The following is a 24751-nucleotide window of genomic DNA, read 5'->3' as shown; positions in this document are numbered from 1 at the left end:
CTCAATAGTAATTAATTACATATCCTAAAATATTTTAATGCATCCTTTATCGCTTCCACTTTCTCCGCTGTCGGATGTTTTCTCGGATTTTTCAATTCCTCTACCGCATTAGGAGCATCATACATCGGCAATCCCAAATCTCTCTTAACCTCTGCGATATATGCGGTATGTACTTTGAAGCCATATTTCGCTTCTATGTACTCCTTTATCATTTTATAGGTAACTCGCTCTTTCGGCTTGTAGGCTTCTGCTCTTTCAGAGATTGCCTTTAACGGAACTTTGCCCTCACCCTCGCCAAACTCGACTTTAACGTTGATATGACTATCTGGCTTTTTGTGGGAAAGCAGTACAACAGTCTCCACATGTATTTCTTTCACCCGTAAAGACTGAATCACATCTTCTTCAATCGGGAATGAATACACAATACTCTTCACTGCATGACCCTGTTCCTTCTGCTCTTCTGGAAGATACAACTTGATTTCCTTTATCATGCATTTAATCAATTCCCGTTTCTCCCTGTCATCCATTTTATCATAGATTTCATCAAAGGACAGCAGAATCTTATAAATCATCTCCACATTCAAAGACTCCTGCCCTGCTATAACAATCCTTCTTCTGCACCCTTCTATCCTATCTTCTGTTTCATAAATCTGATTGTATATCTTATCCAGCCTGCGGTTGAACTCATTCCGCTTTCTTTCCGCATACTTATCGTCTGGCAGATTATCTATGTCCTGTTCCAGATTCATCCTGCTTCTAGCCAGCCTCTTCAACTCCTTCTCATAGTTCTTTATCTCTTCCTGTATCTTCGTCACATCTACAGCAACGCCTATTTTCGCCTTAATGTCACAGGCAAATTTAGGATTCCGCAGAAGTTTCTTCGTATATTCCAGCACTTCCCGTTCCAGCCTTTCCGCTGATATTCCATTTCTCCGGCACTGTTTTGTTCCTAAAGCCCGTTTATAATGACTGCATACATAAGTGAATGTTTCCCGGAACGTACCGTCTTTATTAGTCCACTGGTTACAGTCCACGTTCATTGCAGAACCGCATTGCGGACAGCGTGCAATCCCGGACAACAAATGCGCTCTGCTCTGGCTGATATTATGGTTTCCCCATGATTTTTCTTTCATCACTTTCCGAATTTCCTGTACTTTCTGAAAATCCTCTTCTGACACTAACGCTTCGTGGCTTTTCTTCTCACTCATTACAAATTCTTCCTGTTTTACAAGACGCTGTTCGTTGTTTGAACCTTGTACCTTCTCCGTCCTTCTCCTGCCCCATGCGATCCTGCTAGTATACAGTGGGTTATCCAGAATCCGCTTTATTTGGTCTGCTTTCCAGTCATTGAATTTAGGGTTGACCGCATTAGGGGCCGGTTCCCTTGTATAACCATTCTGATTCAGAAACCGGGCTATTGTAGAATATCCCATCCCTTTATTCAAAAACAGGTCGAAAATCATCTTCACAACCTCTTCTTCTCCTTCCTCTGACACTAACTTTCCCTCTTTCAAATCATAGCCATAAGGCGCAAATCCTCCATTCCATCCCCCGGATTTTGCCTTTTCTTCTCTTCCTAACAGACTTTGTGCTATGATGTTTTCCCGCCCCAGTTCTGCTACTGCCCCAAGTATGTTTATCATCATCTTTCCCATTGAAGTAGAAGATTCCAGCCCATCATCAACGCACATCAGATGTACGCCATACTGCATAATAAACTCAAGCGAATTCAAAACGTCCCTTGCATTCCTTCCAAACCTTGATAGTTTGTACACAAGTACATAATCTGTCTGCAAAGTCCCCCGTTTAATCTCATCAAGCATTGTCTGAAATGCTGTCCTTCCCTCTATGCTCTTTCCGCTTTTTCCCTCTTCCACATAAACTGCCAGCACTTTCATTCCCTGCCGCTCTGCACATTCGGTCAGATACCGTTTCTGTCCATCAAGACTATATCCTTTCACCTGTCGTTCACTGCTTACCAGGATATAGATAACACATGTCTTTCATGTTCTTGTCTGATACAATTTCCTGTACTCTTTCCATCTTTGAAAAACGGTCAGCCCTTATTGAGAACTGACCGTCATAACCGCTATTTCTTATCGCACTTCTCTTCTGCCACATATTTTGTTACAATATTAGACAGCACATTGATAAACCTCTGATAACTCTGCTGTTGTTCCATATCGGCTTCATTCCCTGCCGGTATATTTATTTCCACACCGTCTTCGGTGGTGTATGTCTTATATTTTCTGTGAGTCTCTGGTTTCAAGAAACGCCCCCTTTCTTCATATCGTCCTGTATATATGGTATAAATCTTCTCTATTAATCCTGCTTAAATGCCCTATCATCTTATTTCCAACTGCCGGGCTGTATTTTATATGTCTCAGCATATCCTCTATCCGTTCCAGACCACCTAATGCTTCGTGTTCTTCCAGAAAACAGAATCCCTTTACCGCAGACAATACGCCGCCTTCTTTTATCCACCTCTGGGTTTCCAGAAGGGTACTCCGGGGAGTTTCCGTATGTAATTGTAAAGGTTCGACTGCCCCCAGAAAACGATTCCAAAACTGGCACGTTTTCCAGTGGCTTCTGTTACTCTGTTTCTTGTCTGGTACAATGAATCTTAAATTTCCTGCCAAGAGGTCAAATGCCAGTTTTCCCAAATTCAAAGGATTATCTTTAAAAAGCATAGCAAAGGTATGCGCCTTATCTTCACGCAACTGTATCTCCGTCCGTTTCCAGCTCCCGATCTCTTCATATGGCTTCTTATACTTCAAGCAACAGTTATCGGTTTGTAGAGAGCAGTTATACGGAGAAGGATACCGCTAAAACAGTGTATATCGGGGCTGGGAAATCCAATCTGTCCTATCGCTTTTATGACAAGGATAAGGAAGTCAGCCAATAAACTCTTCCCTTTCACATTTCCGCTTTATCTGCTCTGGTGTAAAAAATGGCGTTTCGTTCCTGTCATCTATTGCTATATCCAGCCTTGTAAACCGAAATTTACTGCCATATAACCTTTCGCAATGCCGGAATAAATCCCCAAAGGAATAACCGTGCATATCTAATATACGGAAAATTTCGTCCCATCCCATACCGCTTAATACAAGATAACATCCTGTCCCATCTGGATTATCTTCTGTCTGTTTGGAATCCCCGAACACTTTAATGCTTCCTGCCTGATGTAAGCTCTGATATGACTTGTGTTTGACCTTTGCCGGATACTTCGTAAAAATATCTATCGGGAGTTCCAGCACCCTCCGAATGACCTCTTCTGTCCTGGCAGAATCAAATACAATGCTGATGTAATCAATCTTGATACTCACATTGTCACGTTTTGCGATTGCCTATCCTCTCCTTTCCGGTGTGCTGGTTAGTACACCTTTCAAACATCTGCAGACGTTGATTTCTGGCTGTTTTTGAATTATCAATCCTGTATATGCAGGGCGATGTTAGTAAACGTCAATCCATCCGCCCCAACCTAAACTAACGCCGCTTTTCAGCGGCGTGGTATCCGGCATTTTTCCGGCAGATTGGTTGACCACGGCATCAAAGATGCCAATGCGTTTTTGTCTATAGTTCCATCCTTGTCTGCAAGTTTTGGCAATTCTGTAAGCAGATAGCAAAAATAATTGTAAGTACTCAGATTATTCAGTTTGGCAGTTTCCGAAATGCTGTATATCACAGCACTGGCTTCTGCTCCTTTCATAGAGTCAATTATTACCCAGTTCTTTTTGCCAATGCAGAATGTACGAATTGATCTCTCAGAAGCCGAGTTATCTATCGGGACTTCTCCATCTCTCAGAAATACCTTTAGCTGCTTTTCCTGATTGATGCTGTATTTTAAACCTTTAGCGGTTTCGCCTTTTGGCAGTTGTTCATGGAGCACTTTTTTTACCCACACAAAATACTCCTCAACAAGCGGTTTTACATTTTTTTCTCGCTCCTTGAGCCGTTCTTCTGCTGTAAGCGTCTTTAAAGATTCATCCAGTTTATAGATGGAAGATATCCTTATTAGTGCTTGGTATGCAACCGATTTTTTGGCTGTTTCCCGGTCATCCATTGCCTTTACCGCATTCATAAACGATCTGCGGCAGTGTGCCCAGCAATTCGCGTTGGTCACCCCCTCCAGATTCTTTTCAATCAGATGATACTGGCTTAGACCATCCGTTACAAGGACTCCCTTAAAGTCTTTGTAGTATTGCTCCGGATGATCATGATGCCGGGTCTTCTGGTATTCATACAGGACAATGGGCTTGTCTTTGTAGTATTCGCCAGACCGGTGAACCCACATATAACTCTGTGCTCCTGCAGAACGTCCATCATTGATCACTTCAACCGGTGTTTCGTCACATTGGGTGACATGATATTTAAATAGTTCTTCCTTCATATAGTCATAAACTGGCTGAAAGTATCTCTGCGCACACAGGATGGTCCAGTTAGCCATATTTTGTCTGCTGATATGGACACCACCTCGCTGGAACTCCTGCTCGATTCGGTACAGCGGAATAGAATTCACATACTTCCCATTGATGATGGCAGCTTCCAATGAAGGAGTTACAATGCTGTTCCTAAGAAGATCTTTTGGACGATCACCCCGGACGAATTCATCCTGATGGAGCCCATCTGTGCCGACATACACTTCAACCGTATGAACTTCAACTGTCCAGGAAGCCGGTTCGTAACGCAGACGCTTATAAGATTCATCCGGCATACGCTTGTAGTTTCCGTCACCATACATCTCGTTAAGTTTTTCTTGCGAGACACTGTGAAGAATCTTTTCTTCCGGAAATCCAGACAAATCCGCATCCCGCTTACCGCGCTGCTTTTTCTGTTTTAGGATTGTCGCAAGGACTTCTTCTATCGTTAATTCTTCCGTAGTATCTTCCGCAAGTGCTTCGGCTTCATTGAACAGCGATAGTTGTCCGCTGACTGCATCCAGTGTTTCCGTATGGCGTCCAAAGCGCTGTTGGTTTGCAATACGTATCTGCTCGATAAGTTTCTCCAAGTTATCATTCATCTGTGTTAACTGATCCTGCATAGACAACACAAGGAGCATCAGATCTTTTTTGTTTAGCTTATTCAATTGTTCCACGGTATATTTTTCAGCCATAAGTTCGCTCTCCTAATTGTCTTTATTATACCGCGGATAGCGTATTTATGCCACTTTCGGCACTTTGGCACTTCGTCATAATGCCTATGGTTTACACGCTTTATACCTCTTATACAAGGATAGAAATATAGAGTTTTCAATGTTCAAAAGTGCCTTGTTTCAGGCGTATATGCCGCAATACTGACAGCTTTACGGCAAGTTTTGGGATTCCAAAGTTACAGCAAAAACCGAAGGTTTAAATTTCTCTGTTTTGCACAACAAAAAATTTATAACACATGCTTTGGATGGACCTCTTTGATCTTTGGAACAATCGGATTCAAGCCCTGCATCAGCATCTGGTACTGATCTCTAGTCAGTTCCGCCGCTTCCTCGGGCGTGCGCGGCCAGCTGAATGAGCCATCTTCCAAACGCTTATACAAAAGTAAAAACCCGGTTCCCTCCCAAAGCAGGCCTTTAATCCTGTCCGTTCGGCACCCACAGAACAGGAAAAGCACATCCTTCTCAAAAGGATTTAAATCATACTTTGTGCCGATTAATTGTGCCAGACCATCAATTCCTTTTCGAAGATCAGTTCTTCCGCAGGCCAATATGATGCGTTTCACGCCGGCTGCTTCAGCTAACATGGATAACAACCTCCAACATCTGTTTTAGAAGTTCAGGAGAAACAGTGTTTGATAATCCTATCGTCAACTTCCCGGTGCGGATGATTGCATCTGCTTGAAATGACTGCCCGAAAGATTCAGAAGCTCCCTGTGGTTGAACTGGTAATTCTGCAGATGTAACAGTGCCTTCCTGACTGGTAGCCGGTAGGTTGATTGAAGACATTTGCTCATATGCTTCCTTGCGTATTTTGCGAAGCCAGTAGTAGTAGCTCTTTTCGCTGATGTCATGATCCATCATCCACTGTTTGGCAGTCTGTCCTTCCGGTCGCTGTTGACATTGCTCAATAATTGATTTCCAATTAGCAAGCCTTACTTCATGAGTGGTTTTATCCATAGTATTTACCTCCACTTGAAAAAACTAGTTAGTTTTTTGCATTTTTTCAAGTGTGCCATAAAACTCATCAGAAAGAAAGGCGGATGGTTTGACGTTTACCGATGTTACCTTATCTGGCATTACACAGTCTACGGTGGAAAATATCATGTCTGGAAAGACAAAAAATCCCAAACTGAAAACCTTGCATAAGCTGGCTCTCGGTTTGGGAATGACTGTATCTGAATTATTAGATTTTCCGGAAATGAATGAAACCATATTTGAGGACGAATAAAAACTTATATGATATTTTTATTATTATTAATCGTAATATTTCTTATTTATACAACACTTTTTAAACTTTTTTCCACTTCCACATGGACAAGGATCATTTCTTCCAACTTTTCTTTTGTCAACCAAATTATTTCTAGCAAATTTTGAATCAGCCCATGCAATAAGAAACTTCCCTATCTTCTCATGTGTTAACTTCGCCCAAAGATTTGAAGGAATACCACCATCTTTAAGACTTGTTTCGCCATCAAGATTATAATCCACAAAACATATAAAGTTATCATTACTGGGAAATAATTCTTTGCTCTTCCTCCCATCTTCCCTATATATGTTTAGATATACAGAATCTGCTTCCATAGTTCCATGTTTAATAATATCTTTCGGGTCTGCAATATTTTTAAGATTAGACACCCATAAAACTGCTTCATTAATTATTTTAATAATATCTTCTCTTTTACTTGTGTTGCCGATAAAAACATGTGCTCTGAATCTTTTTTTATTCTCCAAACTACAATCTTCAACACTTCTAATTTTATATGATTCACTATTATATTGTGGATATTTATAATATTTTATTTCTTCTAAATCAATTTGCTCTTTTGATGGTTCAAATAAAACCTCATCACCTCTTTTTAACATATTTTCTACTGCATTAGGAAATGCGTCTTTGTTACCTTTAACAATCGCTTCAATGTCTTTCTTTATAAAGCGCATCCAACTTGCTTTTAAACGAATATTATGAATTCCAATCCAAAATTGCTTATATTCTGGATACACTTCATATATTTGTATTGCTAATAGTAATGCTGATTGTCTACAATACTTTCTATCAATTACATCAAAGTCAAATTCTGCATTAATTTGTATTGGATTCTGGGACTCTGATATCCCCCTACATCTAATACCTGGAACATTCAATTTTTGTGCAAACATTATATAAGAGACATAAGTATTTTTTCTAATTAATTCTATACTTTCAAGATTGGTATTTAAAAAAAGAGAAATCCCTAATAATATGCCACTCGCCACATCATAAGTATCATTAATTAATTTATCAAATTCGTATGTTTTCAGTATCTTTTCAACAACTTTTCCTTCCTTAACATAATGAAATACGATTTCCCTACCATTCTCTCTAAAGAATACACCACCGTGATTAATTGCATTTCTAATATCTACATCTATTTTATTTTGTAATTCCTCGAAACCATTTTTTCTTAACACTTCACATAACGGGTTCAACATTCTTTGATTACTGTAATCCTTCTCGACAGTATAGTTTATAATTAATACAATTACTCTAAAAAAATTCGTCAAACATCCTTCCATTAGATTAACAAACATTGGTATTCTATATAATCTATTTTTCGTAATTGTATCATCAATAGTTTTTTCAAAATCAACAATAATATCTGTAATTTGTCTATAAGTACTATAACCCATATAAAAATATTCAAGTATTTCTTCATTTATCTTGATTGCACAACCATTGTCATCATATAATTTCTGCAAACCATCTAATGTAGACTCTTCTACCTTCCTATCCCAAAAATCACATGGCGATGTTAATACTACTTCACATAAAATATTCCAAAATTCTGGTTTTATATCTCCAGAATACTCCAACTTCTCTTTGACAATTTCTTCCAAGCTATCACAACTCTTATTTTTATGTTCACTATATTTTTGACTTCGATAAATCGTTTTATATGTTTCAAATGCGTTCATGAAATATTCTCCCTTATAATACTTTATAAAATTGACAGTATTCCAAAATATTGTAATGCCTCTTCAATCGCTCCAGCCTTCTCTTCTGGACACCCCGGATATTCCCTCTTCGGCACATCCACCTTATTCGGCGATTCATGTTTTCTCTTCACTTCCGCAATATACTTCGTATGCACATTCAGCCCGTACTTTTCCTTCACATACTCCTTAATCTTCTGATACGTGGCTTTCTCCGTCACATCTTCCTTATCCACGGTCATTTCAATGTCGATTTTTTCTACATCCTTTTTACGGGTCAAGAGCGCAACCGTCTCAACATGCACCGTCTCACAAAACTGATCCACCGCCACACACTTCTCCACCCGGTACCCCCGTCCCAAGATCATCTCCAAATCCCGCACCAAACTAGTTGCCTTACAAGAAATATAGACAATCCGTTCCACCTGATAATCCAATATCTTAGGCAGCGCCTTAGGATGTATCCCATCCCGCGGAGGATCCAGCACGATCACATCCGGCTTCTCCTCAATCTCATCCAGCACCTTAAAGACATCCCCCGCAATAAACCGGCAATTATCCAGCCCATTCCGGGCAGCATTCTCCCTGGCAGCCTCCACAGCCTCCTCAACAATCTCTACCCCAATCACCTGTTTCGCCACCGGAGCCAGCACCTGCCCAATCGTCCCCGTCCCGCTGAACAGATCAAAGACCGTCATATCCTGAATATCCCCGATATACTCCCGCACCGTCTCATAAAGCACCTCAGCCCCTCTGGAATTAGGCTGGAAGAAAGAAAACGGGGTGATCTTGAATTCCATCCCAAGTATCTTCTCATAAAAATAATCTTTCCCATAGAGAATCCGCGTCTCATCACTCTGCACCACATCGGAAAGCGAATCATTCAGAATATGAAGAATCCCCACAATCTCCCCTTCCAATTTCAACTCTAAAAGCCTCTCCACAAGCCCACTTAAATCATGCTCTTCCTGAGTCGTCGTCACCAGATTCACCAGGATCTCCCCTGTCGTATCCCCGCGCCTCAAAAGCAGATGCCTCAGATACCCAACATGCTGCATCTTCCTGTAATACTCCACATTCCGCTCTTTAAAATACTCCAGAACGCACAGCAGAATCTGGTTCATGTCCTCATGTACCAGCATGCAGTCTCCTGCTGTCAGCACATCATAAGTACTTCCTTTCTTGTGAAGCCCCAGCGACAGCGGGCCGTCCTTATACTCATCCCCAAAGGAAAACTCCATTTTATTCCGATACCGGAACTCCTTCGGGCTGGCCTTAATCCCTTCATTGTCATAAGGCTCCTTCACCACCGCATTCAGAAGCTCTTTCACCTGCCCGGCTTTCATTTTCAACTGTTCTTCATACCCCATAGTCTGATACATACAGCCCCCGCATGCCGGAAAAATACTACATACCGGTTCCCGTGTTTCCAGGGGCGACTTTTCCAGAACCTCCAGAAGCCTGCCTTCCGCGTCCCCCTTTTTAAACTTATTCACTACAAACCGTATCTTCTGTCCGGGCATTCCGTTTTTTACAGTGACATACCGTTCCTCTTCCGAGACCCACACCAGCCCCTTATTTGGAAATTCTACTTTTTCTATTATGCCTTCAAATACTTGTCCTTTTTTCATCATCTTCTCCTGAATCATTCTATACATAAAAATGGACAGGGTGCAGTGTTCCCGCCACATCCTGTCCATGGTTTAGTTCGGTTACCTGATTATACCTGGTCTTCCTCACTGAAATAGTCATCAAAATCATCGTCAAAATCTTCTTCAAAGTCTTCCAGATAATCCGGTGTAAAGAAACGATATACTGCATATGCAATACCTGCTACAGCAGCTACGGCACCTACAATTGCCAGAACCCAGAGCACTGTATTTTTCTGCTTGTCGTCCTCTTTTTTACGCAGCAATTCATTCAGTTTTGTCTCCGCAATTAATTCCTCTACTTTGCTCATATTTCCACGTCCTTTCCCCATCTTGTCGATACAGGTTTACTTTAGGTTATTATATCACTATCATTTTCAGATTACTACTTATTTATGCCAATTTTATATAAATTCTATATTTTTCTGAGCTTGGCAAATGAGGCAAACATTTTCTTTGTTCCCGCTGTGTCGAAATCCACTGTCACCTCAAAATCGCGGCCGCCTTCTGTAATATCTCTTACCAGCCCTTCGCCGAATTTCATATGGCGCACGCGGTTCCCAACGGTATAATCCAGGCTTTTTTCTTTTGTAACGGTAAACTGTTTCCCCACTTTTGCCGGGGCAAATGCCTTTGTCTTGAACAGCTGTTTTGCCTGCTGGTATGTATTTTGTGCCGGCATTTCGTATGTTTCCCCGAAATCCGCGCCTGTTTCCAACAGTTCCTGCGGTATTTCTTTTAAAAACCGGGACATCTTATTAAACTGCGTTTCTCCGCGGATCATCCGCCTCCTGGCGCAGCTGACTGTCAGTTCTTTTTCCGCGCGCGTGATCCCAACATAGCAGAGCCTTCTTTCTTCTTCCAGTTCATCGATATCATCCGATGTAATCGTCATATAACTCGGAAACAGCCCATCTTCCATCCCTGCCAGATAGACATGAGGGAATTCCAGACCCTTGGCGCTGTGCAGTGTCATCAGCACCACATAATCCTGATTCTCATCCAGGCTGTCTATATCTGCCACCAGGGCTACCTCCTCCAGAAAGCCGCTGAGCGTAGGCTTCTCGTCCTGTTCAAGGCAGGTTTCCTCATAGGCTGCTATTTTACTTAAAAGTTCATCAATATTTTCAATACACGACTGCGCATCTTCCTTATCCTCCGCTTCCAGATTTTCCACATATCCAGTCTTCTCAATGATCTCGTTCATTAAGTCAGAAATGCTGTCCACCCGGGCCCGTGTTTTAAAATATTCGATCAACGCCACAAATGACTCCAGCTTTGCCGCGCTCCGCCCGATATTGGGGATCAGATCCAATCCCAGCAGAGCCTCATAGAATCCGATTTCACGCTCCAGAGCCGATTCCTGCACGCGGTTAATGGTTGTCAGTCCAATGCCTCGCTTCGGCACATTGATGATACGTCTGACAGCCAGGTCATCCTGCCCGTTGTCAATCGTTTTCAAATAAGCCAGCAGGTCCTTAATCTCCCGCCTTGCGTAGAAATTCACGCCGCCGACTATCTTATATGGTATGTTGGAGGAAACAAAACGTTCCTCAAACAGACGCGACTGCGCATTCGTCCGATACAGGATTGCATGATCGTTGTAAGTGGAGCCTTCTTCTCTCACATGTTTCCGGATATCCTCCGCAATAAACTCTGCCTCATCGTAACCCGTATCAAACTGGCGGCACTGGATCTTTTCGCCCTCCCCGTTGTCTGTCCAGAGCGTCTTTTCCTTTCTGCCGCAGTTGTTGCTGATCACTGCGTTTGCAGCATTCAGTATATTAGACGTGGAGCGGTAATTCTGCTCCAGCTTGATTACTCTTGCATCTTGAAATTCCTGTTCAAAGTTCAAAATATTTTTAATATTGGCTCCGCGGAATTTGTAGATCGACTGGTCATCGTCACCGACTACGCAGAGGTTTTTATATTTTCCCGCAAGAAGGCTTACAAACTTAAACTGTACCGTATTGGTATCCTGATACTCGTCCACCATGATATAGCGGAAACGCTCCTGGTAGTTCTCCAGTACGTCCGGCTGGGTCTGGAAGAGCTGTACCGTCTTCACAAGCAGGTCATCAAAGTCCAGCGCATTATTGGCGCGCAGCTGTTTCTCATATTCCCGGTAAACCTTTGCGATCTTCTGCTTCCCGTAATCTCCCGCCGCATTGAGTTCATATTCCTCCGGAGTGACCAGCTCATCCTTGGCGGAAGAGATCGCTCCAAGGAGGCTTCTTTCCTTATAAACCTTGGTATCAATATCAATTAGTTTACAGACATCCTTCATCAAAGTCTTCTGATCATCCGCGTCATAGATTGTAAAATTATTGTCATATCCCAGCCGGTCGATATATCTCCGCAAAATTCTCACGCACGTCGAATGGAAGGTGCTCACCCAGATGCTTTCTGAGCCGAACCCCACCAGTTTGTCCACTCTCTCACGCATCTCGCCGGCCGCCTTGTTTGTAAAGGTGATGGCCAGTATATTCCAGGGATTTACACCCTTTTCCTCGATCAGATAGGCAATCCGGTGTGTCAGGACCCGCGTTTTCCCCGAACCCGCACCGGCTAGTATCAGAAGCGGGCCGTCAGTACAGTATACCGCCTCTCTCTGCTGTTCATTCAATGTATCGTATATACTCATATGTATCTCCTGTCTGCTTTACATCTTATCTATGAGATTATAATACAAAACAAGTATTCTGTCACGCGAAAAAGAGTATTCCCTCCTCATTTTTACCCTCTTTTCCAATCCATCCTTTTGGTTTTCCCACATGTTTTGATGTAGAACTGCCGCAGAACCTTTTCCTCCATTGAAGACTGCTGCTTAAAATGCTATACTATAATCCGTAGGTTCGCTGCAGACCCGCCCGCCAGGGCATATATTAAGGACAGTCCTTTGGGCTTCCTTTAAACTGCAGCTGTACTGCATGCCTGACACTTTCAGATTTTTTACAGAAAGGACGTGTTATTATATGAAAAAAAATTATAGAGCTGAACTTACCGGAGTTTTTGGGGATCCCGTGGATGGAAATCCCACCGGCGTAATGGAGGAGGCCGGATATGAGGCCCTGAATCTCAATTACCGATACATAACCATGCAGGTCAGAGCCGAAGATCTGGAGGCGGCTTTTCTCGGTGCAAAAGCAGTCAATATGAGAGGGGTAAATCTGACCATGCCCCATAAGATCACGATTATCCCCTACCTTGACCAGCTGTCAGAGGCTGCCCGGATTATCGGCGCTGTCAATACCGTGATCAATAATAACGGAACCTGGATCGGAGAAAATACAGATGGGAAAGGCTTTGTCCTGGCCCTCAAAGATAAGGGTGTTTCCCCCGAGGGCAAGACCGTCACCATCCTTGGAGCCGGCGGGGCTGCCCGTGCCATTGCAGTAGAATGCGCCCTTGCCGGAGCCCAAAAGATCCTGATTATTAACCGTAATGAGGGGAGAGGCAGGGAACTGGCAGAACTGATTGCATCACAGACGGGCACTGATTCCGAGTACCTTCCCTGGACACCTGGCATGGAGATTCCCGTCGAGACCCAGATTCTGATCCAGGGAACTTCCATTGGCCTCCATCCTAATGTGGAACAGAAACCAGATATAAACTACGAAAGTATCACCGAAAATATGATCGCATGCGATGTAGTTTTCAATCCGGTCATGCCGCTCTTTCTGAGAGAAGCGCAGTCCCGCGGAGCCCAAATTATAACCGGGATCGGGATGCTGGTACGTCAGGGCGCTTTAAATTTTGAATTCTGGACCGGCATGCCGGCCCCCGTTGACGTTATGTATCAAACTTTGGAAAATGAATTCCGAGCAGTGGATTAACATAATAGGGCAAAATGAATTTATTCATTTTACGCTTAAAAATGCTTGCTATCTAGTATTGATTACTATATAATAAAGTCATTGAGGTGATAATATGACGATTAATACGAATGATATGCTGAACAGTATTTTAGAAAGTATCTCCCGCATTGATTATATTCATCCGGAAGACATCCCCAATATAGATTTATATATGGATCAGGTCACGACTTTCATGGATGCTCAGCTTGCATCGACAAAACGCTATCATGAGGATAAGATTCTCACAAAAACCATGATCAACAATTACGCCAAGAACAATCTCCTTCCTCCTCCTGTCAAGAAGAAGTACACGAAGGAGCATGTGCTTGTCCTGATTTTTATCTACTATTTTAAGAACATTCTTTCTATTAAAGATATAGAGACGCTGCTGAAGCCGATCACAGACAAGGCTTTTTCTGATGGGGAGACACTCGACATGACCGAGCTTTATGAAGCGATCTGTGCGATGGAAAAGGCCCAGATTAACCCGTTACAGGAAGAGATCAGGGCGGCTTATGAAAAAGCCGAGGAATCATTTTCTGACGCGGCCGAGGATGACCGCAGTTATCTGCATCTGTTTTCATTTATCTGCAGTCTCAGCTTTGATGTGTATGTCAAAAAACTGCTGATTGAAAAGATCATCGACGAACTGCCTCGTTCAGAAGGCAAACAGCCTAAAAAATAAAAGAAGGATGCTTACGCATCCTCTTTTTCGTTATTTCCAAGCCTTTCAAATACCATGTCGTATCCGTCATTCCCATAATTCAGTGAACGATTCACCCGGCTGATGGTTGCTGTGGAAGCCCCGGTTCTCTCTGCAATTTCCAGATAAGTCTTCTGTTCTCTCAGCATCTTCGCTACTTCAAAGCGCTGTGAGAGTGATAACAATTCATTGATGGTACAGATATCCTCAAAGAATGTATAACACTCTTCTTTGTTTTCCAGACTTAGTATGGCACTAAACAGATAATCTACCGCCTCTGTTCTTATCTTTTTACTCATACTACCGATCTCCTTTATCAGTCAAATGACTACCGTTACATTTTAGCACACTAAACTTGTAAAGTCTACCTTTTTATCACGTTTAATATAGTTTTCAGATTACGCTCGTTGCTATTCACGGGGCCGTGCACCCCGCTGCACGGCATCCGAGCCATTAAAGTGATGGAGCCGGGCATCTGGGCCCTTGCCTCAGGCGGCTTTAAATGGCCCAGATGCCGTTACTATGCGCGGCCTGGGCTGTGAATAGAACTTAAGCTCTGGTCTGACTGAACTGCCACAACGGTCTAAAGGCTTCCCTGAGAGCTATAACGGTTTAAGTAAGGCTTCAGCTTTTCAAAATCCGTGGTTACAATCAAATCTTCCGGGAAGTCACAGAATTTCAGGATGTCCAGTATATTTCGGAAATTCCCCGCATCCACATCTACATGTGCATCGCTTCCTGTTGTGACCGGAACACCGTACTGTTTGCAGAGTTCCAGCAGCGTAAGCGTATTTTCCCGGGTTCCCTGGCGGAAACTCTGGGGGCGCAGGGATGCGTTGTTCAGCTCCAACAGCGTCTTAGTCTCGCCGGCCGCCTTCACCACAGCCTCGTAATCTACCGGAAAACGCCCGTCATCCGGGTGTCCGATAATATTGATATAGGGTTTCTTCATCACTTCAATGTACGCCCTTGTATTTTCTTCCATACTGTGGCCCTTCCCATAGCAGGGCGGATGGATACTTGCAATTACAATATCCAGATCCCGGCAGATGCTTTCCGGCAAATCCACGGTTCCATCCGGATCCATGATGTTCAGCTCAGCTCCAAAGAGCATCTGCATCCCATTCATTTCCCTCGGGACAACATCCAGATTCTGAAAATAAATGAAATTGCAGGTGCCCGGCATCTCGGGTGCATGTTCTGTTATTGCCAGCGCCTTAAGGCCCTTAGCAGCTCCTGCCGCCGCCATCTCCCGGATTGTGCTGTATGCATGGCCGCTGGCCAGCGTATGTGCGTGCGTATCTGCTACAAATTTCATATTCGTCCCCCTTTTCTTTTCACATTAATTTTTCCATACGTTTCTAAGTATACCATATTTCTTCCAGAATACAATTTTTACTTTCGTACATACTATCAGTGAGGTGAATTTCATGTTAAATAATAAAGAAAATGAAAAAATCATTGACGATTATGATTATCTGTCAAATGCGGCATCAACTATGGATTGTACGGGCCTGATCCCCTCTCTCCCGATGTCTGACGCAGAACTGGAAGCCTATAATGATCTGTACCAGTATCAGCCCCCTGTTATCAAGGCCAAGTCATCCACACATGCCAATGCTTCAGAACAACCGCCTCACGATAACAATTACTAAATAGTATTTCCCGAAAAAACACCGCCATTCATACAATGGTGGTGTTTTCGTTACAGCCCAAATCATGTGCCCTGTAGCGTGTTTTCGACATAAAACAGCAAGATATAGCATTTTTCCTTGTCCTTCCCCTGACAAAATGCTATAATAAAACCATTGTTAATCTACCTATGAAAGAGAGGAATGCATAAATGAGATGTCCGAAATGTGGTAAAGACGTTGAACTTCAGAACAAGCAAGTAGGCGTTGATGAGAATGGTAAACCTATCTTTAACGAATACGCAATCTGCAGAGACTGCAAAAAGCAATGGAATCTGGACAAACAAAGAGAAAAAAAAGCGGTGAATACCAACGCTTCTGATCATACAAAAAATGCAACTGTTCAATCTGAATCCGGGAAAGATCCTGTGAAAAAGGCGGCGCCTCAGGCAGCCGATAATAAAGTTTCGCAAAAGGCAAGACCGGCCAAAACACAGGCTGCCGACTCTAAACCGGCCCAGGCCAAAAAAACGGCCGTTCCGAATGCAAACTCAGCTGCACCAAAAAAAGCCGGCGCTCCTGAGGGTACAGCCGCAGCACCGGCTAAAAAGACAGCTTCCGACGGAGGACCGGCTTCCCAGATAAAGAGACCTGCTTCTTCTGTCGGGAAGACAGCTGATCCGGCCAGAAAACCGGCCTCTCCCGATGGGAAACCGGGTTCACCGGCGAAAAGGCCTGTTTCTCCCGACGGCAAACCTGCCGCTCCGGCAAAAAGGCCCGCTTCTTCTGACGGAACCACCGCTGCTCCTGTGAAAAAACCTGTTTCTCCTGACGGAAAACCTGCTGTCTCAGCGAAAAAAACTGCTTCTCCCGATGGGAAGCCTGTTCCTTCATCGAAGAGGTCTACAGCTCCTGATGGAAAACCCGCCCCAGGGGGAAAGAAACCTGCATCTGCGGACGGCAGACCAGCTGCTCCGGCCAAAAGATCTGTTTCTCCCGACGGCAGACCAACTGCTCCGGCAAAAAGACCCGCTTCTCCCGACGGCAGACCCGCCGGTGCCGCAAAGAGACCCGCTTCTTCCGACGGCAATCCCGCTGCTCCTGTGAAAAAACAGGCCCAGGCAGGAACCAGACCTCCACAGAAGAGGCCTGCAGCTGCAGGAAACGCTGCTCCGTCTGGAAACAGCCCACAGAAATACGGCAATATTCCTCCTGAAAAAATAAGAACGAAAAAAGAACAGGCAGTTAAACAGAGTTATGAAGATATGCTTTCCACAGATCCGAACCGGAAACCGGTGAAGAAAAGGCGGCCGGATTCTGATTTAGAAAGACAGCCTGCGAAGAGACCCGCTGCAGCTTCTGCTGCCAGAACAGCGGTTCCTCAGCCGGAAAGACCCCCTGTGGATAAGGAAGAGCCTAAGCCTAAATTCAGAACACTCCGCATCATCTTTGGAATTATATCCATTGTGGCATTTGGATTTTTCGCATATAAAGGCTTCATGGCAGGATTGAATAATATATCGGCGGGCAGTAATGCTACGACCGGGACGATATATATTGTGCTTGCACTTTGCATGCTTGTATCCGGACTGCTTCTTCTGATTATGCAGAAAAAGCGCACGATATTCGCATTTGTGCTTCCTTTGATCTTCTACATCGGAAGCGCCGTTTTTGCCTTCCTAAAGCGCGGAAACGATAAATGGCTTCTGTATGGCGCCATTGCAGGTGCTGTGCTGGCAGTTATCTTCCTTGTACTGACGATCGCTTCCAGAAGCGGCGATGAAGAAGATTATGAGGATGAATACGATGATCCTTTTGAGGAGGATCATGATAATTATTAAAAAATCCTAGAAATGCTCCCATCCGGACTGACCGGCGGTATTCAACCGCACTCTGTTCTGCCCGGATGGGAGCATTTTATTTTAAGACCGCACAGCTTCTTTGCCTGCCGTTAATCTTGATTTTAGTGATTCATCTTTCTCCTATGAAGATGGGAGAACCTTACTTATTTTCTTAAAGATGATCTTTCAGATCCTGAATGGCTTCGTCGATCTCAGTCATATCTCCGTTCGTCAGTTCGATACTGCATCTTTGGCAGATATCTGCAAGAGCAGAGTAGATTAAGGGATTTCTCGCCTTTATCATCTTTATCCTGCCGTATTGCTGCGTGAAATCAACGAAGAAACTCAGGATAAAATCTATTTCCTCATCTTCAGGATCCAACAATTCTACGTTAAGAATCATTCCGCTTTCTCCGTCTACAACGAGAAACAACAGCGGGTTAATCGGCCGGTCATATTCATTTTCTATGGTGCTGTTGTTCAGATAGAGAAAATCCATCTGCAACTCACCTTCCACGGAGGGACACTTCTGCAGCTTTTTTTTCAATATCTCATCGCTGAGTTCGATAATGCTGATCGCACTCTCCGGTTCATAGGGAAGGGCATGTATCTCGCTTTTCCATCTTTTCTCTTTTTTATTGTAGATGCTCCAGAGATATTCTCCCTGTTCGTAGTCAACTGGTATGTGGCTCTGCCGGTAATCCTCTAGGATAGCCAAAAGACCTTCGTAGACTCCAGTCAGTTCCTCAACCTCCTCTGCATCAGGAAGATATGGGGTATACCTCTTTTTAAAAGAGAGGAAAAAGAGCCACTGTCCTCTGCCGCGAAATTTCAGGCCCAGTTCTTTGATTATTTTTTTCTGCTTTGTCCCCACTTCCTCCCGGTCGCCCCAGTAGCAGGTCAGATTGTTCTGTTCATACATTGCATAATCCAGAGGAATCCCCCCTACATCAGCCATCGTGAGCATATCAAAATCCCGGAGTCCTTCTTCGCCTTTATAAACGCTTATCCCGCAGCAGACACCGCCGTGTCCCATGATACTGCAAAAGTAAGGAACTTTCTTCCCCTTTGGGCACACGATGATTAAATCCATGTCCCAAAAATCCTTCCAGGGCTCCAGAGCCTTTATTTTCCCTGCGGTTTCATACAATTTTCCCCATGCAGTTAAATCAGCTTCTCTTCTCATATATTTTCCTCTTTTTTGAATCATGCCTCTATTGCATCTGTTGCTTTTATCATATCAGAGGTTGCTGAAAATTGCTATCCTTCTGGCTAATATAAACCAATTTGCGGCTGTTGATGTGTAACAGTTCAGACAAGCCTGAACTGTTACGTTGATGTTTCTGATCAGATACACCAATTTTGTTTTTTTTCATATAGTATAAGAGACCGAATTGTTACAGGAGGAATTTTATGAAGAAGCGGATACTTGCCGCAATGCTCGCAGCCGTTATGGTAATGGCGCTGCTGGCCGGCTGCGGTTCACAAAAAGATGAAAAAGAAACATCCGGTAAAGCCACATCAGAGACACAAAAAGAGAATACCAAAACTGAAATGACCGATGTCACTTTGAATGAGGTAGCGCATTCCATTTTCTATGCGCCAATGTATGTAGCTATTGAAGAAGGGTATTTTGAGGAGGAAGGGATCAATCTCGATCTGGTGTGTGGTTTTGGCGCTGATAAAACCATGACTGCTGTCCTGTCAGGGGAAGCCGATATCGGCTTTATGGGATCCGAAGCCTCGATCTATACCTACAACGAAGGGGCCAATGACTACGTTGTCAACTTCGCACAGCTGACGCAACGCGCAGGAAATTTCCTGGTTGCCAGGGAAGAAATGCCTGATTTTTCATGGGATGATATCAAGGACAGTACCGTACTTGGCGGAAGAAAAGGCGGAATGCCGGAAATGGTGTTTGAGTATATACTGAAGCAGAACGGCATCGACCCGTCCGCTGACCTGGAGATCAACCAGAGTATTGACTTTGGTTCCACAGCAGCCGCATTTGCCGAGGGACAGGGAGACTTTACCGTTGAATTTGAACCCGGGGCAACCACACTGGAATCAGAGAACAAGGGATACGTTGTCGCTTCTCTTGGTGAAGACAGCGGGTATGTGCCTTATACGGCCTACAGTGCAAAGAAGAGCTTTATAGAAAAGAACCCGGACGTCATCCAGGGTTTTGTAAACGCTCTGCAGAAAGGCATGGACTACGTACAGTCACACACACCGGAAGAGATTGCAGCAGTCATTGAACCACAATTCCCGGAAACAGATTTGGAGACAATCACAAAAATTGTAACCAGATATTACGATCAGGATACATGGAAAGATAATCTTGTATTCGAGGAAAGCAGCCTGGATCTGCTGCAGGATATTCTGGAAAGCGCAGGCGAACTCGATACACGTGCGCCTTATAAAGACCTTGTAACGACAGAATTTGCTGAAAATGCAAGTAAATAATACCGTCTGGATGCGGTGAATAGGGAGCCATTGTAAAAGCAGATGAATCTTCTGCCGGCGCAATGGCTCCTCCTTTATGTATAAAAATGAATACGGATTCCGATGATCGCTGTGTGTGGTTTTCTTAACCGGGCGAAATTCTTTTTTTGTAACAGATAAAGTTTTTTCATTTTATTTTATGAATTAGTTTCATCGTGTCCTACTCCCTCAAAACATTACTTGTATTTATAGTTAAGAACTGATATCATATATTTATAAGTATAGATTATTTATATAATCCATTGTAGCTTATAAGCTTATTAAATCTATTTCAAAAAATTGTTTAAAGGATTGATCATATATGTCACATAATACAATTGGCAATAATATAAAGACGTTGCGCAAAAAGAACCGGATGACCCAGGAACAGATGGCAAAAAAGTTATATTTGAAACGGCAGACACTTTCCAATTATGAGATTGGCAAACGCGTTCCTGATATATACGAACTTGTAAAAATTGCAGATCTGTTCGATATTTCTTTAGACGAACTTGTAGGACACAGAAGGAAATAGTGTGAGCCACACTAAATGTCCTGCTTGTTCAGTCAGAATGACTTACTAGTGCCAGGCTATTTGATCCCCAGCCCATTCTTGATGTTTTTGAGAATATCGAAGTGGCTTTCTATGAATTTTCTGGTCAGAAAGTTTGTATAAACCGAGCCCACATTGAAAATGTAATCTTCTAATACAGCAGCCATATGAAAAAAGACTCTTCAAAAGTACTTTCCCCCGAAACAAAAAATCTCCATGAAAATGATCCCGCTCAGTTCTGGTCTTTTCCATGAAGATTTTCCTATTTTAGTGATTTCCCGCGCACCCGTGTTTGTCTTCTCCGCAGCTGTGGTTACCGCAGTCATGTCCTTCGCCGTGATGATGGCTGCACATTGTATCCGGATTGTACGCCAGATTACCCTGCAGCAATGCTTCTACACAGGCATCTGCATTCCCCTCTGCTCCCGGGTACAATTCGATGCCTGCCTCTGCCAGGGCCATCCGTGCACCTCCGCCGATCCCTCCGCAGATCAGGGACTGTACATCGTGCGCCTTCAAAAATCCTGCCAGTGCTCCATGTCCGCTTCCGACCGCACTTACAATCTCTGAGGAAACAATACGGTTCTCTTTTGTCTCATACATTTTAAACTGCTCACAATGGCCAAAATGCTGGAATATCTCTCCGTCTTTATAGGTAACTGCTACTTTCATCTCTATACCTCCCAATGATTTTGTAACAAAATTGTACACCTATTTCCGGCATATGTCAATAACTTTTATGTTTTAGTTTTTTATGATTATGCTTTCCTCACTCCTGCACAGAGTTTTTGCACTTGGCATGTTCACACTGCCTTCTGCAGCATCCGGATGCTTTCGGGCACACTTCATATGATCCTCCTCCAATCTTCAGCTTTTTCCCCTCCACAAGCACATCCGCCAGTTTCTTTCGGGCTGAGTCATAAACTGCCTGGATCGTAGTTCTGGCTACGTTCATCTGTTGCGCACACTGCTCCTGTGAATATCCAAGATGATCAATCAGGCGGATCGTCTCGTATTCATCTACGGTCATTTCTATTATTTCATCGCATCCAGCCCCTGAAGGGATGAACTCATCCACTTTGGGCATCTGGCATATCCGCCTGCATTTCATTGGTCTTCCCATTATACCACCTTACCTTCCATTATCTTCAGAGAACCATTCTAATTAGAATTTTATACTTTGCCGGTAGATATGTCAAATATCCAATAACAGTTCAGACAGGTCTGCGCATTTACTGTGCAGACCGTACGAGAGCATGTTGGCTGAGGTATCCACCCTTTCCCTGCAGGTTTTTTTGGTGTTCATCGGGATTTTATGGTATGATTAACCCATATGTATATTGCCGGCAGATTCGAAATATACCGGCAGGTTAAGGAGTGTAACAGAATGTATCGTATTCTTATTGTTGAGGATGATTCTGATATTAATCAGATGATATGTGAATATTTAAACGGAGAAGGATTTTGCTGCTCCCAGGCTTTCTCGGGAAGCGAAGGGAAGCTGCTTTTTTCTATGTCGGAGTTTGATCTGGTTATTCTGGATCTGATGCTGCCTGGAATTCCGGGGGAGGAGCTGATCGAAGTCTTTGCGGATCGGGTTCCGGTGATTGTTCTTTCGGCTAAAAATGGGCTGGATAGTAAGATTGAGCTGCTGAAGGCAGGGGCAGATGACTATATGTGCAAGCCTTTTGAACTGCAGGAGCTTCTGGTACGGATCCAGGTTCAGCTCCGCAAACGCGGACGGCAGCCTGAGGCAGGAACGGATGAGACGATTCTCTCTTATCGGGAATGGACGATGAATCCTGCAAATCATGAGATGACGGCGGGCGGAGATCCTGTTGAGCTTACGAGTCATGAGTTTTTGATCATGGAATTGTTCCTGCGGAATCCGAAGCGGGTGTTTTCTAAGCAGATGATCTATGAATATGCCTGGGGTGAGGAGTATCTTGCAGAGGATAAGACGATTAATGTCCATATCAGTAATATCCGCTCCAAACTGAAAGACAGCGGAACGGATTCTTATATCCAGACGGTCTGGGGCTTAGGCTTTAAACTTTTTTAAACATTTTTGAGCACTTTATGAAACTTTGCGTTTTATAATAATGCCATAATCAAAAACTTGAAAAGGGAGTTAAGCTTATGAAGGAAGAATACGCTGTAGAGACAAAAGGGCTCTGCAAGACATACGGAAACACAGACGCGGTCAGCCAGCTGAATATGCGGGTAAAGACCGGGGCAGTATATGGGCTTATCGGACCTAACGGTTCGGGTAAGTCTACCACTTTGAAAATGCTCTGCGGATTGGTACGCCCAACGCATGGGGAGGCCAAACTATTCGGCAGGAATGTAAATGAACCTATGGTCCGCAGAAGAATGGGTGTGCTGATTGAGGAAGCCGGACTGCACCACGATCTGACGGCACGGGATAATGTGCGGATGAAAGCAGAATGCATGGGGCTGCCCGGCCCAAAGAATATCGATTCAGTACTGGAAATAACCGGACTTGCCAATGCAGGTAAGAAGAAAGTAAAACATTTCTCCATGGGGATGAAGCAAAGGCTGGGAGTCGCCCTTGCGCTTCTTGGGAATCCCGACCTTTTGATTCTGGATGAGCCGATCAACGGACTGGACCCGGAGGGAATCCGGGAACTGCGGGAACTGATGAACACCTTGAATGAGGAAGGGAAAACGATACTCTTAAGTTCCCATATTCTCGGCGAACTGAGTAAAATCGCATCCCACTATGGGATCATTCGTGAAGGAAGGATGATTGAACAAATCAGCAGGGAAAAACTAGAGGAAAAGTGCCGTGATTATTTCCAGCTTGAAGTGGATAATGTGGACCGTGCGCTTCCCGTTATTTCCGAAAATCTGAGAGATGCCGGCGTGGAAGTTTATGATAACCAGACCCTGCGCATCTACGGTTTCACGGACAGTGCATGGCTGATCCAGCTGCTGGTCACCAACCAGGTCCAGGTGTATTCCTCGGGCTTCCACCACATGAATCTGGAAGAATACTTTCTGGATAAGATGGAAGGGGGCGCCCGCGATGCTTAATTTACTGCGTATGGATCTATACCGGATGCGAAAAGGCAAGGCTGCTTATATCTGCCTGGGCATAATTTTGGCGACAATCGCACTTGTTTATTTTCTTCTCTTTCTGATGCTCACGCCTACAGGGCAGGCGGCCGCAAGCAGACTCGGCATGATGGATTTTGTAGAGATGGAGGAAGCAAAAGCCCTGTTCAGGGAGATTAATCTTCTGCTGGTATTCAGACAGTCCAACATGGACGGTGGATTTTTTGCCCTTGTACTCACGATATATTTTACTATATTTGTGTGTGCTGATTTTAAAAATGGATTTATTAAAAACATTATGTCCGTGCACGTAAACCGCTGGAAATATATTGGGAGCAAGATACTTTCCTTCGCAATCTTAGATATCATCTATCTCGCTGCGTCCTATTTGTTTACCTTTTTAGTAAATCTATTAATGGGCGGGAATATTCCTGTTACCGGATTCAGCTCTGTGCTGTTTTTCCTGGCTCAGGCATGGGTTCTGACCATGGCAATGCTGGCGCTGGTTCTCCTGGTATGTATGCTCACCCGCAGTATTGCAGCCGGTATTCTTGCAGCCGTATTGGTGTCAAGCGGAGTAATCGTCACCCTGCTGAATGCACTTCTTGGGCTCTTTCACGTGAATGGCTGGCTGAAATATACGTTATACTTCAGCCTGCAGGACGCGCCGGAGGTGTACCAAAGTCCTGCAGACCTGGCGGGATTTGCCGTGGGAATTGTGTTCCTGATTGTGTATATGGTAATTGCGGGAACCGCCCTGAGTAAGAAAGATATTTAACCGGCGTCCGGAGTCAGTCTGCCCAGAGCGTGAGATAAGTAACAGGAGGTATGAT

At 43.9% G+C, this 24751-nt stretch carries 27 protein-coding genes; 10 read left to right on the top strand and 17 right to left on the bottom strand.

Going from position 1 to position 24751, the window contains the following annotated elements:
• Nucleotides 1-11 precede the first annotated feature (11 nt).
• The 7 genes from MWG26_RS07595 to tnpA all read right to left on the bottom strand — a co-directional run bounded on the left by MWG26_RS07595 (nucleotide 12) and on the right by tnpA (nucleotide 6109).
• Entirely contained in the window at nucleotides 12-1982 is a 1971-nt protein-coding gene (locus MWG26_RS07595; RefSeq protein ID WP_154253367.1) for a recombinase family protein, read from the bottom strand.
• Between the two features lie 107 nt (nucleotides 1983-2089).
• Entirely contained in the window at nucleotides 2090-2269 is a 180-nt protein-coding gene (locus MWG26_RS07590; protein ID WP_025655415.1) for a hypothetical protein, read from the bottom strand.
• A 16-nt stretch (nucleotides 2270-2285) separates the two neighbouring features.
• On the bottom strand, nucleotides 2286-2777 hold the full coding sequence (locus MWG26_RS07585) for a replication initiation factor domain-containing protein (RefSeq protein ID WP_117440715.1): 492 nt from the start codon (nucleotides 2775-2777) through the stop codon (nucleotides 2286-2288).
• Nucleotides 2778-2894: 117 nt separating this feature from the next.
• Nucleotides 2895-3326 (bottom strand): hypothetical protein, encoded by a 432-nt coding sequence (locus MWG26_RS07575; RefSeq protein WP_117440716.1) that lies wholly within the window; start codon nucleotides 3324-3326, stop codon nucleotides 2895-2897.
• A 173-nt stretch (nucleotides 3327-3499) separates the two neighbouring features.
• Nucleotides 3500-5113: an IS66 family transposase gene (gene tnpC / locus MWG26_RS07570; protein ID WP_025655414.1), complete on the bottom strand. Its 1614-nt coding sequence runs from the start codon at nucleotides 5111-5113 to the stop codon at nucleotides 3500-3502.
• 266 nt (nucleotides 5114-5379) lie between these two features.
• Nucleotides 5380-5736 carry an IS66 family insertion sequence element accessory protein TnpB gene (gene tnpB, locus MWG26_RS07565; protein ID WP_009005799.1) on the bottom strand — a complete coding sequence of 119 codons (357 nt, stop codon included), beginning with the start codon at nucleotides 5734-5736 and terminating at the stop codon, nucleotides 5380-5382.
• Nucleotides 5726-6109 (bottom strand): IS66 family insertion sequence element accessory protein TnpA, encoded by a 384-nt coding sequence (tnpA, locus tag MWG26_RS07560; RefSeq protein ID WP_025655413.1) that lies wholly within the window; start codon nucleotides 6107-6109, stop codon nucleotides 5726-5728. The genes tnpB and tnpA overlap by 11 nt, the downstream gene beginning before the upstream one ends.
• An 88-nt stretch (nucleotides 6110-6197) precedes the next feature.
• Here tnpA and MWG26_RS07555 point away from each other — a divergent pair, with 88 nt between their 5' ends.
• The gene (locus tag MWG26_RS07555; RefSeq protein ID WP_025655412.1) at nucleotides 6198-6380 is read left to right on the top strand and encodes a helix-turn-helix domain-containing protein; all 183 of its coding nucleotides are present in this window, start codon (nucleotides 6198-6200) and stop codon (nucleotides 6378-6380) included.
• A 26-nt stretch (nucleotides 6381-6406) separates the two neighbouring features.
• Here MWG26_RS07555 and MWG26_RS22915 read toward each other — a convergent pair whose 3' ends face one another.
• The 4 genes from MWG26_RS22915 to pcrA form a co-directional block, all read right to left on the bottom strand.
• Nucleotides 6407-8104 (bottom strand): YecA family protein, encoded by a 1698-nt coding sequence (locus tag MWG26_RS22915; RefSeq protein ID WP_025655411.1) that lies wholly within the window; start codon nucleotides 8102-8104, stop codon nucleotides 6407-6409.
• A gap of 23 nt (nucleotides 8105-8127) precedes the next feature.
• The gene (gene rlmD, locus MWG26_RS07545; RefSeq protein ID WP_025655410.1) at nucleotides 8128-9753 is read right to left on the bottom strand and encodes a 23S rRNA (uracil(1939)-C(5))-methyltransferase RlmD; all 1626 of its coding nucleotides are present in this window, start codon (nucleotides 9751-9753) and stop codon (nucleotides 8128-8130) included.
• Between the two features lie 89 nt (nucleotides 9754-9842).
• Complete coding sequence (locus MWG26_RS07540) at nucleotides 9843-10082, bottom strand: hypothetical protein (protein ID WP_025655409.1); 240 nt, start codon at nucleotides 10080-10082, stop codon at nucleotides 9843-9845.
• Nucleotides 10083-10186: 104 nt separating this feature from the next.
• Nucleotides 10187-12415 carry a DNA helicase PcrA gene (gene pcrA, locus MWG26_RS07535; protein ID WP_025655405.1) on the bottom strand — a complete coding sequence of 743 codons (2229 nt, stop codon included), beginning with the start codon at nucleotides 12413-12415 and terminating at the stop codon, nucleotides 10187-10189.
• Between the two features lie 331 nt (nucleotides 12416-12746).
• On the opposite strand from pcrA, the gene aroE reads away from it, so the two are divergent.
• Together aroE and MWG26_RS07525 are read left to right on the top strand one after the other, a co-directional pair.
• Complete coding sequence (aroE, locus tag MWG26_RS07530) at nucleotides 12747-13607, top strand: shikimate dehydrogenase (RefSeq protein ID WP_025655404.1); 861 nt, start codon at nucleotides 12747-12749, stop codon at nucleotides 13605-13607.
• Between the two features lie 94 nt (nucleotides 13608-13701).
• Entirely contained in the window at nucleotides 13702-14313 is a 612-nt protein-coding gene (locus MWG26_RS07525; protein WP_025655403.1) for a DUF1836 domain-containing protein, read from the top strand.
• Between the two features lie 11 nt (nucleotides 14314-14324).
• Here MWG26_RS07525 and MWG26_RS07520 read toward each other — a convergent pair whose 3' ends face one another.
• Nucleotides 14325-14630 (bottom strand): YerC/YecD family TrpR-related protein, encoded by a 306-nt coding sequence (locus MWG26_RS07520; protein ID WP_025655402.1) that lies wholly within the window; start codon nucleotides 14628-14630, stop codon nucleotides 14325-14327.
• A gap of 284 nt (nucleotides 14631-14914) precedes the next feature.
• A complete protein-coding gene (locus tag MWG26_RS07515; RefSeq protein ID WP_025655401.1) occupies nucleotides 14915-15649 on the bottom strand; it encodes a phosphatase in 735 nt (244 codons plus the stop codon).
• A 112-nt stretch (nucleotides 15650-15761) separates the two neighbouring features.
• Here MWG26_RS07515 and MWG26_RS07510 point away from each other — a divergent pair, with 112 nt between their 5' ends.
• Both MWG26_RS07510 and MWG26_RS07505 read left to right on the top strand, forming a co-directional pair.
• Nucleotides 15762-15986: a hypothetical protein gene (locus MWG26_RS07510; protein ID WP_025655400.1), complete on the top strand. Its 225-nt coding sequence runs from the start codon at nucleotides 15762-15764 to the stop codon at nucleotides 15984-15986.
• Nucleotides 15987-16174: 188 nt separating this feature from the next.
• Complete coding sequence (locus MWG26_RS07505) at nucleotides 16175-17803, top strand: hypothetical protein (protein ID WP_044926622.1); 1629 nt, start codon at nucleotides 16175-16177, stop codon at nucleotides 17801-17803.
• A 172-nt stretch (nucleotides 17804-17975) separates the two neighbouring features.
• On the opposite strand, the gene MWG26_RS07500 is transcribed toward MWG26_RS07505, so the two are convergent.
• Nucleotides 17976-18989: a DUF7309 domain-containing protein gene (locus MWG26_RS07500; protein ID WP_025655399.1), complete on the bottom strand. Its 1014-nt coding sequence runs from the start codon at nucleotides 18987-18989 to the stop codon at nucleotides 17976-17978.
• A 227-nt stretch (nucleotides 18990-19216) separates the two neighbouring features.
• Between MWG26_RS07500 and MWG26_RS07495 the strand changes: the two genes are divergently transcribed.
• Both MWG26_RS07495 and MWG26_RS07490 read left to right on the top strand, forming a co-directional pair.
• On the top strand, nucleotides 19217-20269 hold the full coding sequence (locus tag MWG26_RS07495; RefSeq protein ID WP_025655398.1) for an ABC transporter substrate-binding protein: 1053 nt from the start codon (nucleotides 19217-19219) through the stop codon (nucleotides 20267-20269).
• A gap of 340 nt (nucleotides 20270-20609) precedes the next feature.
• Nucleotides 20610-20822 (top strand): helix-turn-helix domain-containing protein, encoded by a 213-nt coding sequence (locus MWG26_RS07490; protein WP_025655397.1) that lies wholly within the window; start codon nucleotides 20610-20612, stop codon nucleotides 20820-20822.
• Nucleotides 20823-20878: 56 nt separating this feature from the next.
• On the opposite strand, the gene MWG26_RS22705 is transcribed toward MWG26_RS07490, so the two are convergent.
• The 3 genes from MWG26_RS22705 to MWG26_RS07480 form a co-directional block, all read right to left on the bottom strand.
• Nucleotides 20879-21007: a hypothetical protein gene (locus MWG26_RS22705; protein ID WP_276519059.1), complete on the bottom strand. Its 129-nt coding sequence runs from the start codon at nucleotides 21005-21007 to the stop codon at nucleotides 20879-20881.
• Nucleotides 21008-21107: 100 nt separating this feature from the next.
• Nucleotides 21108-21512, bottom strand: coding sequence for a NifB/NifX family molybdenum-iron cluster-binding protein (locus tag MWG26_RS07485; protein ID WP_025655396.1), 405 nt, complete (start codon nucleotides 21510-21512; stop codon nucleotides 21108-21110).
• Between the two features lie 97 nt (nucleotides 21513-21609).
• A complete protein-coding gene (locus tag MWG26_RS07480) occupies nucleotides 21610-21963 on the bottom strand; it encodes a DUF134 domain-containing protein (protein ID WP_044926621.1) in 354 nt (117 codons plus the stop codon).
• A 264-nt stretch (nucleotides 21964-22227) separates the two neighbouring features.
• Here MWG26_RS07480 and MWG26_RS07475 point away from each other — a divergent pair, with 264 nt between their 5' ends.
• The 3 genes from MWG26_RS07475 (at nucleotide 22228) to MWG26_RS07465 (ending at nucleotide 24696) form a co-directional block, all read left to right on the top strand.
• Entirely contained in the window at nucleotides 22228-22902 is a 675-nt protein-coding gene (locus tag MWG26_RS07475; RefSeq protein ID WP_025655395.1) for a response regulator transcription factor, read from the top strand.
• A 77-nt stretch (nucleotides 22903-22979) separates the two neighbouring features.
• Nucleotides 22980-23897 carry an ABC transporter ATP-binding protein gene (locus MWG26_RS07470; protein WP_025655394.1) on the top strand — a complete coding sequence of 306 codons (918 nt, stop codon included), beginning with the start codon at nucleotides 22980-22982 and terminating at the stop codon, nucleotides 23895-23897.
• Nucleotides 23890-24696 (top strand): ABC transporter permease, encoded by an 807-nt coding sequence (locus MWG26_RS07465; RefSeq protein ID WP_025655393.1) that lies wholly within the window; start codon nucleotides 23890-23892, stop codon nucleotides 24694-24696. The genes MWG26_RS07470 and MWG26_RS07465 overlap by 8 nt, the downstream gene beginning before the upstream one ends.
• The last annotated feature ends 55 nt before the right edge of the window (nucleotides 24697-24751 follow it).

The sequence above is a fragment of the Faecalicatena contorta genome, assembly GCF_022835095.1.
GTDB classification, from domain to species: domain Bacteria; phylum Bacillota; class Clostridia; order Lachnospirales; family Lachnospiraceae; genus Faecalicatena; species Faecalicatena contorta.
The sequence above is the reverse complement of the archived record's forward strand: the minus strand, read 5'-3'. Positions and strand labels throughout refer to the sequence as shown.

Coding starts and splice junctions, on each gene's coding strand:
- tnpC (WP_025655414.1), bottom strand. CDS start 5,113: ATGGCTGAAAAATATACCGTGGAACAATTGAATAAGCTAAACAAAAAA.
- tnpB (WP_009005799.1), bottom strand. CDS start 5,736: ATGTTAGCTGAAGCAGCCGGCGTGAAACGCATCATATTGGCCTGCGGA.
- tnpA (WP_025655413.1), bottom strand. CDS start 6,109: ATGGATAAAACCACTCATGAAGTAAGGCTTGCTAATTGGAAATCAATT.
- MWG26_RS22915 (WP_025655411.1), bottom strand. CDS start 8,104: ATGAACGCATTTGAAACATATAAAACGATTTATCGAAGTCAAAAATAT.
- rlmD (WP_025655410.1), bottom strand. CDS start 9,753: ATGAAAAAAGGACAAGTATTTGAAGGCATAATAGAAAAAGTAGAATTT.
- MWG26_RS07540 (WP_025655409.1), bottom strand. CDS start 10,082: ATGAGCAAAGTAGAGGAATTAATTGCGGAGACAAAACTGAATGAATTG.
- pcrA (WP_025655405.1), bottom strand. CDS start 12,415: ATGAGTATATACGATACATTGAATGAACAGCAGAGAGAGGCGGTATAC.
- aroE (WP_025655404.1), top strand. CDS start 12,747: ATGAAAAAAAATTATAGAGCTGAACTTACCGGAGTTTTTGGGGATCCC.
- MWG26_RS07525 (WP_025655403.1), top strand. CDS start 13,702: ATGACGATTAATACGAATGATATGCTGAACAGTATTTTAGAAAGTATC.
- MWG26_RS07520 (WP_025655402.1), bottom strand. CDS start 14,630: ATGAGTAAAAAGATAAGAACAGAGGCGGTAGATTATCTGTTTAGTGCC.
- MWG26_RS07515 (WP_025655401.1), bottom strand. CDS start 15,649: ATGAAATTTGTAGCAGATACGCACGCACATACGCTGGCCAGCGGCCAT.
- MWG26_RS07510 (WP_025655400.1), top strand. CDS start 15,762: ATGTTAAATAATAAAGAAAATGAAAAAATCATTGACGATTATGATTAT.
- MWG26_RS07505 (WP_044926622.1), top strand. CDS start 16,175: ATGAGATGTCCGAAATGTGGTAAAGACGTTGAACTTCAGAACAAGCAA.
- MWG26_RS07500 (WP_025655399.1), bottom strand. CDS start 18,989: ATGAGAAGAGAAGCTGATTTAACTGCATGGGGAAAATTGTATGAAACC.
- MWG26_RS07495 (WP_025655398.1), top strand. CDS start 19,217: ATGAAGAAGCGGATACTTGCCGCAATGCTCGCAGCCGTTATGGTAATG.
- MWG26_RS07490 (WP_025655397.1), top strand. CDS start 20,610: ATGTCACATAATACAATTGGCAATAATATAAAGACGTTGCGCAAAAAG.
- MWG26_RS22705 (WP_276519059.1), bottom strand. CDS start 21,007: ATGGCTGCTGTATTAGAAGATTACATTTTCAATGTGGGCTCGGTTTAT.
- MWG26_RS07485 (WP_025655396.1), bottom strand. CDS start 21,512: ATGAAAGTAGCAGTTACCTATAAAGACGGAGAGATATTCCAGCATTTT.
- MWG26_RS07480 (WP_044926621.1), bottom strand. CDS start 21,963: ATGGGAAGACCAATGAAATGCAGGCGGATATGCCAGATGCCCAAAGTG.
- MWG26_RS07475 (WP_025655395.1), top strand. CDS start 22,228: ATGTATCGTATTCTTATTGTTGAGGATGATTCTGATATTAATCAGATG.
- MWG26_RS07470 (WP_025655394.1), top strand. CDS start 22,980: ATGAAGGAAGAATACGCTGTAGAGACAAAAGGGCTCTGCAAGACATAC.
- MWG26_RS07465 (WP_025655393.1), top strand. CDS start 23,890: ATGCTTAATTTACTGCGTATGGATCTATACCGGATGCGAAAAGGCAAG.